Below are 12,438 nucleotides of genomic sequence, written 5' to 3'. Positions count from 1 at the left end.
AATTTTAGCGGATAAGACGCTGGGAGCATACGTCGAGCAACTGACGGACGAGCCTTTAAATAAGCTTGGAAACGGCGTGCCAATCGCGATAAAAGACAACATTCAAGTAAGCGGTTGGGCGGTAACTAGTGCGTCTAAAATTTTACAAGGCTACGTAGCGCCTTACAACGCGACCGTCGTAGAAAAGCTGCTTGCGGCGGGACTTGCGCCGTTTGGCCGCACGAATATGGACGAATTCGCGATGGGAAGCACGACTGAGAGCAGCTACTACGGCAAGACGCTAAATCCGCTAAACCGCGCTCACGTACCGGGCGGCAGCTCGGGCGGCTCGGCGGCTGCGGTAGCGGCGGGACTTGCGGTGGCGGCCCTTGGAAGCGATACGGGCGGTTCCATACGCCAGCCTGCGGCATTTTGCGGCTGCGTAGGCTTTAAGCCCACTTACGGACGCGTGAGCCGCTACGGGCTAGGGGCGTATTCCAGTTCGCTCGATCAAATCGGCCCGATCGCGCAAAACGTCGAGGACGCGGCGATTTTATTCGACGTTATCGCTGGCCGCGACGACAAGGACAGTACGAGCGCGGAGCTAAATTTTACCCCTACCGCGCCTAATCTAAACGGCGAGAGAAAGCTAACTATCTGTGTTATAGAAAACTACGTAAATAACGCCTCCGCCGAAACTAAAACCGCGCTTTTAGCGGCCATAGAAAAGCTAAAATCGCACGGACATAAGATAATCTACCGCGATCTTGAAGATTCCAAATACGACGTGGCGGCTTATTATATCATCGCCACCGCCGAAGCCAGCGCGAATTTAAGCCGATACGACGGCGTGCGCTACGGCAGGCGCGCGGAAGCTAAAAATTTAAAAGATTTATACGTAAATTCCCGCTCGGAAGGCTTCGGCGAAGAAGTGAAGAGGCGAATTTTGCTGGGCACTTTCGTGCTTAGTAGCGGATATTACGACGCGTATTACATTAAAGCGCAAAAAGCGCGCGCTCATATCAAGGCCCAGTACGAGAAAATTTTAAGCGAAGCCGACCTTATTTTTATGCCAGTAGCTCCGGGCGCGGCTCCAAAATTCGGCGCGCTTAGCGATCCGCTAACGGCGTATTTAAGCGATATTTACACGATTAGCGTAAATCTAGCGGGACTTCCGGCTATCTCGGTGCCGGTCGCGAAAGTAAGCGAAAATTTAAGCGTATCGGCGCAGCTTATCGGTAGGGCGTGGGACGAGCAAAGCGTGCTCGATGGGGCGTTAAGTTTGGAAAATTTAATAAAAGGATAGACGATGAAAATTATCAAAAAAGCGCTGACTTTCGACGACGTGCTTTTGGTGCCGCAATACTCCGAAATTTTACCCAAAGAGGTAAATATCCAGACTAAATTTAGTAAAAACGTCTCGCTAAATATACCGGTCGTATCGGCGGCGATGGATACCGTCACCGAGCACCGCACAGCCATCATGATGGCGCGTCTGGGCGGTATCGGCGTGATACATAAAAATATGGACGTGGAAAGTCAGGTAAAAGAGGTGCGCCGCGTGAAAAAAAGCGAGAGCGGCGTAATCATCGATCCTATTTCCATTAGCCCCGACGCCAGCGTGGGCGAGGCGCTTGATCTAATGGCGGATCTGCACATTTCGGGCGTCCCCGTGGTAGACGGCAAAAATATATTAATCGGAATTTTAACTAACCGCGATTTGCGCTTTGAGACCGATCGCAACACGCGCGTAAAAGAGCGAATGACCAAGGCGCCGCTAATCACCGCGCCTAAGGGCTGCACGCTAGACGACGCGGAGAAAATTTTTAGCCAAAACCGCGTAGAAAAGCTGCCTATCATCGACGAGAGCGGCCATTTAGAGGGCTTAATCACGATAAAAGATCTTAAAAAGCGTAAAGAATATCCAAATGCGAATAAAGACGCTTACGGACGTCTTCGCGTGGCGGCGGCGATCGGCGTAGGACACTACGATAGAGCCAAAGCGCTCGTAGAAGCCGGCGTGGATGCTATCGTGATCGACTCCGCGCACGGACACTCAAAGGGTATTATCGATACTTTAAAATGGGTTAAGGCGAATTTGCGAGTAGACGTCGTCGTGGGAAATATAGCAAATCCCGCCGCCGTTAGCGACCTGGCCGCGGCGGGCGCGGACGGTATAAAAGTAGGCATAGGCCCTGGCTCTATCTGCACCACCCGCATAGTAGCCGGCGTGGGCGTACCGCAAATTTCAGCCATCGACGACTGCGCCAGAGAGGCTAAAAAATACGGCGTACCGATAATCGCCGACGGCGGTATAAAGTATTCGGGCGACGTAGCCAAAGCGCTAGCGGCGGGGGCTGATAGTATAATGGCCGGAAGCTTGCTGGCAGGCTGCGAAGAAAGCCCGGGCGAGCTAATTACCTTTCAAGGCAGGCAATATAAAGTCTACCGCGGCATGGGAAGTATCGGCGCGATGACTAAGGGTAGCTCGGACCGCTATTTTCAAGAAGGCACCGCGCAAGATAAGCTAGTTCCCGAGGGCATAGAGGGACGCGTACCTTATGCGGGCAATATAAGAGACGTCGTGCATCAGCTGCTAGGCGGCCTTAGAAGTTCGATGGGCTACATGGGCGCGAAAGATATCCATACGCTGCAAGAAAAAGCGCAATTTGTCGAAATTTCAAGCGCCGGATTAAAAGAAAGCCACGTCCACGACGTAGTTATTACTCACGAAGCGCCTAATTACAAAGTAAATTAGTGCTAAATTTACGCACCGGAAAGCTAAAATTTAACGAACCGCTTTATTTAGAGAGCGGTCGTATACTGCCCGAGTTCGAGCTGGCTTATGAGACTTACGGCGAGCTAAACGCGGATAAAAGCAACGTTATCGTCGTCTGCCACGCGTTAACTGGCTCTCGCCACGCTGCGGGCAGATACGAAAAAAGCGACGATAAAGCCGGCTGGTGGGATGCGTTAATAGGTAGCGGCAAGGGCGTAGATACGGATAAATTTTTCGTTATTTGCGTTAGTATTCTAGGCTCTTGCTATGGCTCGACCAACCCGCTTAGCACCGAGCCTAGCACCGGGCGGCAGTATCGTTTACGCTTTCCCGTGCTTACTATTAGCGACGTCGTAAAGGCGCAGATTAGGCTATTTGAAAAGTTAGGCATAAACGGCGCGCACGCGGTGATCGGCGGCAGCCTGGGCGGAATGCAGGCGCTTTGCTATGCGATAGAGTTTCCGCGGTTTGCTAAAAACGTCGTTATGATGGCTAGCACTTATCAGACCAAGGCGTGGGCGATCGCGTTTAATAAAATAGGTATCGAAGCGATTTTAAGGGACCCGAATTTTAAAAACGGACAATACGACCCTAAGGACATCGCAAATAGCGGACTAGACGGGCTGGCGTTCGGACGGATGGCGGGGCACATTAGCTTTTTAAGCCCTAGCTCGATGGAGAGTAAATTCGGGCGAAACTACGTCGAGACGGACGGACTTTACGAGCTTACGGGGCGATTTCAGATCGACAGATACCTCGAATACAACGGCTATAACTTCCCGCGCCGCTTTGACCCGCTAAGCTACCTTTATATCGCTAAGATGATGAATATCTTTGACTGCACTCGCCACTACGACGACTTAGCGCATGCGTTGGCTCCGATTCGCGCCAAACTCTATCTGATCGCGTTTAGCGGCGATTTACTCTTCCCGCCTAGCTGCATGCGCGAGATTTACGACGCTTTTAAGGCTACGGGGCGCACGGATCTTTGCGAATATATAGAGATTGATAGCGACTACGGACACGACGCGTTTTTAGTCGAGACGCATAAATTCGATAAATACGTAAAGGAAATTTTAGAAAAATGAGCGAGAACGCGCAAAATTTTGAGGAAAAAGTAAAGCAGGCAAACGAAATTTTAGCCAAACTAAACGACCCGAGCGTCAGCTTGGAACAAAGCGTCGAGCTACACGAGCGAGGCAAAAAGCTAATCGAAGAGGCGCGCGAAATTTTAGAACGCGCCGAGCTAATAATAAAGCAAGCCGATGAGTAAAATTTGCGCTTTACAGCTGCCTACGCTGCCTATGAGCGATGCAAGGCTGGATTTTTATTTTCGCATTTGCGCGGATAAGGGCGTAAAACTCGTGGCGATTGGCGAATACGTACTAAACAGCTTTTTTAAAGAGCTTGAAACCATGCCTATGGGTATGATAAAAGCTCAAAGCGAGCAAAAAAAGCAAAGCATAAGCACGCTGGCTAAAAAATACGACCTAACCGTCGTAGCTCCCGTCGTATCGGTGCGCGCGGGCAAGCCGGTAAAATTTTTGGCTAAATTTGGCCCCGCTCAGAGTAAATTTTGCGAACAGAAAATTTTGATGCCTTACGCGCATTGGAACGAGGCGAAATTTTACGCGAACGAGGCTAGCGGCGGCGAAATTTTGACGTTTAACTGCGACAAGCTCAAAGTAGGCGTCGTAAGCGGCTTTGAAGCGCATTTTGACGCGTGCTGGCAGGCTTTGGCGAGTAAAAAGGTCGATCTAGTCGTAGTGCCTACGGCAAGCACGTTCGAGACGCACGCGCGCTGGGAAGAGCTGCTAAAAATGCGCGCTTTTACCCACAACGTCTACGTACTTCGCGTAAATCGCATCGGCGCTTACAAGCAAAAAGGCGCAAACGGCGAGCAGTGGAGCTTTTACGGCGATAGCTTTTTGATTAATCCTTTCGGCGAAATTTGCGAACGGCTGGGAGCGAACGAGGAGATGATGATAGTAGAACCGAACAAAAAAGAGCTTTCAAGCGCTAGGAACCTATGGGGGTTTAACGCGCTGGGGGCTAAATTTAGCGGTTAGCGCGCCTTTTGCTTTACATTTTTTACTTAGCCGTTTCGAGTCCGTATGCGAAAGTCGCGCTTAAATTCGCAGGACTTTCCGCTTACGCGGCGCCTGCGCGTCCGCCTCATAAAATTTTTAAGCCGCTTATTTTATTTTTAAAAAAATTTTACGTTATCGGCGAAACGTATACGCCGAAAAATAAAGGAAAATCATGAAAAAACGCTGCCCTTGGTGCGAGAAAGACGATTTATACCGCGCTTATCACGACGACGAGTGGGGCGAGTTACAGACGGACGATCGCAAACTTTTTGAAATGATCGTGCTAGAAAGCATGCAAGCCGGTATTAGCTGGCACGTCGTGTTAAAAAAGCGCGAAGCGATGAGAGCGGCGTTTGACGGCTTTGACCCGCAAATTCTAGCAGAGTACGACGGTGCGAAAATAGACGCGCTGATGCAAACCGAGGGGATAATTAAAAATCGCGCGAAGCTAACCTCGCTCGCGGCAAATGCCAAGGCTTTTTTGGCTATCAAGCGCGAATTCGGCGGCTTTTACGCGTATTTATGCCGTTTTACGGGCGGGCGGCGGATAGTTAATAACTGGACGAGCGTGGGCGAGGTGCCCGCGACTACGCCGCTGAGCGATGCGCTAGCCGAAGATATGAAAAAGTGCGGGTTTAAGTTTTTCGGCTCTACCACGGCGTATGCGTTTTTGCAAAGCATGGGAGCGGTAGACGATCATTTGGTAAGCTGTTTTAAACGCGAACGTTAAATTACGCACGCCGCCTTTTGCATTTTAATATTAAAATTTCGGTTTAACGACCGCGCGGTCCATCTGCGCTAAAATTTCGCGTCGGCGCGGTCAATGCGAACAACCGGGTTTGAGCGGCGATTAAAAGCGATAAATTTCGGCGGCTATTTTAGCTAGGCGCACCTTAGAAATTTACGCCTTCGTCCTGCTTTCGAGCGCTTTTAAAAGCGAGAGCATATCGATATTTTCCAGACTTACGCCGGTAGGTACGCCTTGCGCGATCTTGCTAAATTTTAACCCTTCGATCTTAATTTTATCTTCGATAAAAAGCATCAGCGCATCGGAGTTAAGCCCGGGCGTAAAAGCGAAAATCGCCTCCGTCGCGCCGTTTTGCAAGATGGTCTCGCGTAGCCTATTTACCGCGCTTTCGTCGATATTTTCTAGCACGAAGTAAAGTCCGTCGTAAATGCCGTTTTGCTCGAAAACTAAAATATCTTTTGGCATTTCTACGATCAAAATTTTGCTTTTATCTCGGCTAGCGTCGGCGCAAATGTCGCAAATTTCGTTCTCACTAAGTCCGCCGCATCGCTCGCATCGCCTGATAAATCTTACGGCGTCCTCGATACATTGGGCAAGTTTTAGCCCGCCGAAGGTATCTTGCAGGCTGACGAAATAAGCGAACCTGGCCGCGGACTTTTTCCCGACGCCAGGTAACTTGCTAAACGCCTGCGTCAGCTCGTTAAATTTTTCAAGCCCTTTCATTTGGCGTTTTCCGCGGGATTTAGGACGACTTTAAAGCAGTGATAGCCGTCCTTATAGTCGTATGCGAGTCCGAATTTATGCATCTGACAGATTTGCTCTATAATGTAAAGTCCAAGTCCCATGCCGCTGCTGGCGTTAGTCTTGTCGCCGCGAACGAAGGCTTGCATATAATGCGAGATCGGATGGGTGAGCTTTTTGCCCAAATTTTTAACAGTAATGCCGTCCGCGTCGCATATAAGCGCGGCTTTTTTATCGTCGGCGTATTTTAGAGCGTTATCGATTAGGTTTTTGATCGCAAGGCTAAAAAGCTGGAAATCCACGCGTACGAGCACGTCGTCTTTAATCTGCACGTTTACGCGCTCGTCGAAGCGATCTAACATAAGCATGTCTTGCACCTGTTCTAAAATCAGCGAAAAATGGCATTCTTGATAATCAAGCGAATAGCTTTTAGACAACAGTTGCTCGACCTTGCTAAATTCGGCAATTAGCATTTCTAACCGCTCAAAAACGTTAATTAGACGCATTTTTTGCGTGTCGTTTGGTATCATTTCAGACACGATTCTGCCCTTGCCGATGGGCGTTTTTAGCTCGTGCATTATCGCGCGCAAAAATAGCTGGCGCGAGCGGATGAGGTCGCGAATTTTGCCTACGGCGTTGTTAAATTCCATCGCTACCTGGCTTATTTCGTCTTGCCCTTTTATGCTGGCTATTTGGTAAGACGAGCTGTCCATATTTCCCGCAGCGAATTTTCTAATATCGCGGCTTAGCTTTCTAAGCGGCAATAGGCTTCTAATCATCGAGACGTAAAGCGAGGCTAAAAGCGCGCAAATCACGATAAAGCCGATCCAAAGCGGGTCGTTTACGTGTCTTGCGTCGTTACTTTCTAATAGCAGCTGAAAGGATGGATTTTTAATGAGCAAGTAAAGATCGTTTTTGTATTTCATCGACCGCACCTCGCCTAGCGGAGTGCGCTTGTCGTATACGCTTTCGCCGTTTTTGGCTACGGCGGTGGCCAAATTTTTATTGCCTACGTATTCAAGTCCGAAATTTTTAAAATAAACGCTTAAATCTTGCGGGGGATTAGCCCGCTCGTAAAGCGCTAAAAGATAATTTATCGCGCTTATATGCTTATCGCGGAGCTTTTCGAGCGCCGTTTCTAGCTGCAAATTCGCAAACGTAAAAAACAGCGCGCACATTAACGAAAAAGCGATGGCGAATATCGCCGTCGTCTTGGTAGCGATCGAATGCTTCATCCGATGAGTTTATAACCTATTCCTCTAACCGAAAATATATGTTTAGGCGCTTTGGAGCTATCGCCTATCTTCGTGCGAAGGCGTCCGATGATAACGTCTAAACTCTTTGAGTCCTTATCCTTTAAACTTTTGCAGTTATAAACCAGCTGTTCCCTGGATACGGAGAAGCTGTGTTGCTTGATTAAATAGGTTAAAATTTCGTATTCGGCCGGCGTTAGCGTTAAAGTCTCGTTATTAAAGTAAATTTCGTGGCGCTTATCGTCTATTCTAAACGCGCTGTCTACGACCTCTTCTTGTGTTTCGCTGCTTTTTTTATAGCGGCGGATTAGGCTCATTATGCGCGCGTACATTTCTTTGGGATCGTAAGGCTTAGGCAGGTAATCGTCCGCGCCTAGCTGTAATCCTACGACTTTGTCGCTAATATCGCTGCGAGCGGAGCTAATGATGATAGGAATGTCGTATTTACTGCGGATTTCTTTGCAGACTTCTAGCCCGTCGATACCGGGAAGCGTAAGGTCTAAAATAAGTAAATCGAAATTTTTAACGCCCGCGCTTAATCCTAAATAAGGGTCTTCGAAATTCGTTACTTTTATATTGAAATTATCAAGGTATTCGGATAGTATCTGCGCGAATTCCGCATCGTCTTCGATCATTAAAACGTTAATCATCTTTGCGCCTTTCTCGTTTAAAATTTGAGCGATTATACGCAAAAATATTAAATTTTTGCCTAAATTTTAGAAAATGTTAGGTAAAATCGCGGATTTAAAATAAGCTTAATTAGGAACGATCGTGGAAGTAGATTACTACGAAGTGTTAGAAATTTCAAAGAACGCAAGCGGCGAGGAAATTAAAAAAGCGTACCGAAAACTCGCCTTAAAATATCATCCCGATAGAAACGCCGGAGATAAAGACGCGGAAGATAAATTTAAACTCGTAAACGAAGCGTATCAGGTTTTAAGCGACGATAATAAGCGTCAAATTTACGACCGATACGGCAAAGAGGGGCTAAACGGACAAGGCGGATTCGGCGGGTTTAGCGCGGATTTTGATATTTCGGACATTTTTAACTCCTTTTTCGGCGGCGGCGAATCGCGTTCACGCAAACGCGGCGGCGAAAAGTATCCGATAGACTTTGAAATTCCGATTAGAATAGAGTTTAACGAAGCGATTTTCGGATGCGAAAAAGAGATAAAATACTCGCGAAAAGTGCCGTGCGACGAGTGCAAAGGCACCGGCAGCAAAGACGGTAAAACCCATGCGTGTAAGCATTGCGGCGGCAAAGGCAGGATCGCGCAAAGCAGAGGATTTATGAGCTTCGTGCAAGAGTGTCCTTACTGCGGCGGCACCGGCGAAACGATAAAAGATAAATGCCCAAAATGCGGCGGCGCAAGCTACAAAGAGGAAGCTCAAACGCTAAAAATCACGATCCCGGAAGGCGTCGACAGCGGTATGAGGATGCGCGTTAGCGGCAAGGGCAACATAGGCGCAAACGGCGATGCGGGCGATCTTTACGTAAGTATAGACGTAAAAGATGACGAGCATTTCGTGCGTCGCAACGAGGACGTGTATATCGAAATTCCGGTATTTTTCACGCAAGCGGCTTTGGGCGAAAGCATAGAAGTGCCTACGCTTCGGGGCAAAACGCAGCTAAAATTACCGGTAGGCGCGAAGGATAAGCAGCAATTCGTCTTTGATAACGAAGGCGTAAAAGTCGTAAATTCAAGCCGGATCGGTAGGCTAATCGTGCAAATTTCAATTCAGTCGCCTACGGGATTAACGGACGAACAAAGAGAGCTTTTAACTAAGCTTCAAGAGAGCTTCGGTATACAAAGCGGCAAGAGCGTAAATACCGACGAGAGCGTATTTGATAAAATAAAAAGCTGGTTTAAGTAGATTTTGCTTTCGGTTTGCGCATTCGGCGAAATTTTAGGGTTTATTTGCGGGCATCGCGAAATTTCGCTTTTAAAAGGGCGCGCCTGCGTCGGTAAATTTTTATCCGAAAATTTGCCGAAATTTAAATATAAAAAGATAAGCGATTGTTTTTAGATCACGGCGGAAATTTTAAAAGAGCGTGTGAGTTTAAAGATATTTGCCTAACGGGCCGTTAATTGCGCCGCGCTACTTCTTGATTTATAACCGAACTCCTGTTTTACTACTTTGGATAGTTGCGCTTTACTCACGCTAGGCGATAGGATTTTGACGTATTTTTTATTCCCGAAATTTAGCGCTTCGTCGCTAAAAACGTAAGCCTTAATATCCGCGTTAAACGCCGCCCTCGCGCTATCTAGCGCGCCGGTAAACGCCCCTAGCTCAAACCCCTCGCAGTCCCCGTCTATTAGCGCTAGTCCGAAAGGTTTTCGTCCGATCAGGTCTAGCGCTTCGCCGAAGCTTTGCGCTACGGTTAACGAGTCCTTAAATTCGAGCAGCGCGCCCTCGAAAATTTTATTTTCGATGCTTGATTTTTTGCAGAGCAAAATTTCTCGGCTTTTAATTAGCTCGCCCTCTTTTTTAACGAAAGAGCCGAAATTTTTAATAAATCTGCCCAAAATTTCGCCCAAAATTTTGGGGTTTATCGGCTTTTTGATACGCTCTGCGAATATCCGCGCGTCCGCGGCCTCGCCGCTAGTGTTTGAAAACGTCGCTATCATCGGCGTTGCGGAGTTTTGCGCGTTTCGTTTTAGCGCGCTCAAATCCTCGCTCGCTCCCGAGTCCGCAAAGATAGCGGCGAATTTTTCGCTAGCCGCCTCACTAAGCGCCTTTTCGTAACCGCTCGCGCACGTAAGTTCCGCGTCAAAGCCGCTAAACGCGTATTTTATCATCTCTAAAACCGCCGCGTTCGGGTCGTAGATTAAAATTTGCGGTTTTGCGCTTATCGTTCGCAAGCTACGGCGGATAGCTTCTTGCGAGAGCTTACTGGCTAGGCGCGCTGGCGTTAGTGGATCTTTTATCCAGACTAGATTTTTAGCCGTCGCGCTAGCATCATTGCTTTCGCGCATTATTACGAGGGCGTATTTTTGAAATTTTCGCGTATCTTCGGCGCTTGAAATAGTTTCGTATCTGACGCCTAACCCTTCTAGCGTCGCATTCATAAATCTATTATATTGCGCGCTTGTATCGTTTACGTAGCCTACTAACGCATCGCCGTCCACGCTAAATTTTTCTGTCTCGCCCTTCGCGTCCAGCCTTAATACGAACGAAAATTCGTTTCCGGCGCCCTGAGCGGCGCTAATTGAAATTTTACTTCCCATAAGCTTTAAATACATATCGGCGATACTTACGTAAAGCTGCAAATTTTCGCTAGCGCCTTCGCATTTAAGCGAGGGATCTAACAGCGCCGCTACGCGCGCCTCGCTCATTGCGTTTGCGTTATTTCTCACGCTTACGCTAATACCAGCCGCGTCTTGGCGCAATGAATTAGCCGCGCTTTTAATCTCTACTACGAGCTTTGAAAATTGATTGCACTGCGATAGAGCGGCGTTTATAACGTTAAATAAGATCACGCGGATTTTGCTCTCGTCGCCTTCTAGTTTGCGGTTAAGCCGCGGGTCTAAAAACGTAACGTAGTTTACTTGCTTTTGCGCGGCCTGAGCGGCTTTTGATTCAAGTACGCTTTGAAACGTAATTTGCGGATTGAAAACGCTTAAATTTAGCGTTAAATCCTTATTTTCTATTTGCAGGACGTTTTTTATATTTTCGTAATTTAGCGACGAAAACGCGCTATTTTCGTCTAAAATATTTATCGCGCGAATTTGCTCGGGCGTAGAGCAGCTCTCTCTTAAAAGCGCGAGCATTTGCCTGTTTTGCGCGTAAATTCGCTCGTAAGAGTCTGCTAGTTTGCCGAGATAGGTATTTTTAATGTTCTCAAACGCGCTCATTTTTTTATTTCTAGCGGCTATATTTCGGTAAAACGCGGCTAAATTTTCGACTATTTCCTCGTCCGTTAAATTTTCCTCGCCGCTTAAAATTTCGTTTTTCGCCGCGGCTAATTTCGCCTTTACTCGCGAAAAATCGGCGAAATTTAGATACGTTCTTACCGCGCAGTAAATTAGGCATAAAGCCGCCAGCGATAAAATAACCAGCGCCGTAACCGCGTCTAGCCGCTCTTTTTGTACGATTTGTTTAAATTTGCGCTCGGCGATGTCCGCCGCTTCTAAAAATACCAAAAATTTTTGCTTTGAAATTTCATCGATTTTAACGATGTCTTCGTATGAAATTTTACCCGTTAGGGCTGAAATTTTATCCTTCATCGCTCGTAGTTCGTTTGAAATTTTCGCGCTTTTTTCGCTTTGATTAAGCGCGTTAATCTCGCCTAATACGCCTAGCGCGGGTAAATTAAATTTTATCTGCGAAGGAATAAAATTTAGCCATTTTAGCGCGCCGTCTTTTGATAGCGTATCGCCGCTCGCGATAGTTTGCGCGACGTGAGCGCGGGAGAGATTTAGCTCGGCTAAATCGTCGTAGACCGAGCTTAGCGCAAAGGCGAAAATTTTAGCGTCGCTGGGTAAATTTTTGTCGGCGAAATTTGCGTAGTTTTGCGACATCAGTGCGTTTATTCGTTCAAAGAACGTAAAAAACGAAGCATCTAGCTTAGGATTATATTTTTCTACGTTCGCGCGGATGTCTTTGATGCTTTGCATTAGCTGTTCGCCTTGCGCCGAGCCTTTGGCGATCCCGGAAATTAGCGCTTGCGCGGCTTTATTAGTTTCGGCTCTGGCCTTATTTAGCGACGCCGCGTCTCGGTTTAAATTTTCAAAAATATATTTTACGCTTTGGCTTTGTTCGTTTACGAGCGCGAGCATCGTATCTCGCAGCAAAGATTGCTCTTTTTGGGCGCTTTGCAGCTCGCCTAGCGCGCAAGATAGGCTA

Annotated in this window: 11 protein-coding genes; 7 read left to right on the top strand and 4 right to left on the bottom strand. The window is 47.7% G+C overall.

The features are described from left to right. The first annotated feature begins 1 nt into the window (after nucleotide 1). From gatA to QZ147_RS05440, 6 genes are all read left to right on the top strand, one after another. Nucleotides 2–1,285 carry an Asp-tRNA(Asn)/Glu-tRNA(Gln) amidotransferase subunit GatA gene (gene gatA / locus QZ147_RS05465; protein ID WP_295147923.1) on the top strand — a complete coding sequence of 428 codons (1,284 nt, stop codon included), beginning with the start codon at nucleotides 2–4 and terminating at the stop codon, nucleotides 1,283–1,285. Between the two features lie 3 nt (nucleotides 1,286–1,288). Then, complete coding sequence (gene guaB / locus QZ147_RS05460) at nucleotides 1,289–2,737, top strand: IMP dehydrogenase (RefSeq protein WP_295147922.1); 1,449 nt, start codon at nucleotides 1,289–1,291, stop codon at nucleotides 2,735–2,737. Continuing rightward, nucleotides 2,737–3,846, top strand: coding sequence for a homoserine O-acetyltransferase (locus QZ147_RS05455; RefSeq protein WP_295147919.1), 1,110 nt, complete (start codon nucleotides 2,737–2,739; stop codon nucleotides 3,844–3,846). The genes guaB and QZ147_RS05455 overlap by 1 nt, the downstream gene beginning before the upstream one ends. Beyond that, on the top strand, nucleotides 3,843–4,031 hold the full coding sequence (gene xseB, locus QZ147_RS05450) for an exodeoxyribonuclease VII small subunit (protein ID WP_295147916.1): 189 nt from the start codon (nucleotides 3,843–3,845) through the stop codon (nucleotides 4,029–4,031). Before QZ147_RS05455 ends, xseB begins: the two co-directional genes overlap by 4 nt. Continuing rightward, the gene (locus QZ147_RS05445) at nucleotides 4,024–4,827 is read left to right on the top strand and encodes a carbon-nitrogen hydrolase family protein (RefSeq protein ID WP_295147914.1); all 804 of its coding nucleotides are present in this window, start codon (nucleotides 4,024–4,026) and stop codon (nucleotides 4,825–4,827) included. The genes xseB and QZ147_RS05445 overlap by 8 nt, the downstream gene beginning before the upstream one ends. A gap of 193 nt (nucleotides 4,828–5,020) precedes the next feature. After that, a complete protein-coding gene (locus QZ147_RS05440) occupies nucleotides 5,021–5,578 on the top strand; it encodes a DNA-3-methyladenine glycosylase I (RefSeq protein ID WP_295147912.1) in 558 nt (185 codons plus the stop codon). Nucleotides 5,579–5,749: 171 nt separating this feature from the next. Here the strand turns inward: QZ147_RS05440 and recR are convergent, their stop codons facing one another. From recR to QZ147_RS05425, 3 genes are read right to left on the bottom strand one after another with little or no spacing between them, the layout of a single operon-like run. Beyond that, complete coding sequence (gene recR, locus QZ147_RS05435) at nucleotides 5,750–6,319, bottom strand: recombination mediator RecR (RefSeq protein ID WP_295147909.1); 570 nt, start codon at nucleotides 6,317–6,319, stop codon at nucleotides 5,750–5,752. After that, the gene (locus tag QZ147_RS05430; RefSeq protein WP_295147906.1) at nucleotides 6,316–7,572 is read right to left on the bottom strand and encodes an ArsS family sensor histidine kinase; all 1,257 of its coding nucleotides are present in this window, start codon (nucleotides 7,570–7,572) and stop codon (nucleotides 6,316–6,318) included. Before QZ147_RS05430 ends, recR begins: the two co-directional genes overlap by 4 nt. Beyond that, nucleotides 7,569–8,240, bottom strand: coding sequence for a response regulator transcription factor (locus QZ147_RS05425; RefSeq protein ID WP_295147903.1), 672 nt, complete (start codon nucleotides 8,238–8,240; stop codon nucleotides 7,569–7,571). The genes QZ147_RS05430 and QZ147_RS05425 overlap by 4 nt, the downstream gene beginning before the upstream one ends. A gap of 121 nt (nucleotides 8,241–8,361) precedes the next feature. Between QZ147_RS05425 and dnaJ the strand changes: the two genes are divergently transcribed. Then, nucleotides 8,362–9,465 (top strand): molecular chaperone DnaJ, encoded by a 1,104-nt coding sequence (dnaJ, locus tag QZ147_RS05420; RefSeq protein ID WP_295147901.1) that lies wholly within the window; start codon nucleotides 8,362–8,364, stop codon nucleotides 9,463–9,465. A 200-nt stretch (nucleotides 9,466–9,665) separates the two neighbouring features. Here the strand turns inward: dnaJ and QZ147_RS05415 are convergent. Further along, a partial coding sequence (locus QZ147_RS05415; RefSeq protein WP_295147899.1) for a hypothetical protein occupies nucleotides 9,666–12,438 on the bottom strand: 2,773 nt, incomplete at its 5' end.

Source organism: uncultured Campylobacter sp., assembly GCF_905371695.1.
Taxonomy (GTDB): domain Bacteria; phylum Campylobacterota; class Campylobacteria; order Campylobacterales; family Campylobacteraceae; genus Campylobacter_A.
The sequence above is the reverse complement of the archived record's forward strand: the minus strand, read 5'-3'. Positions and strand labels throughout refer to the sequence as shown.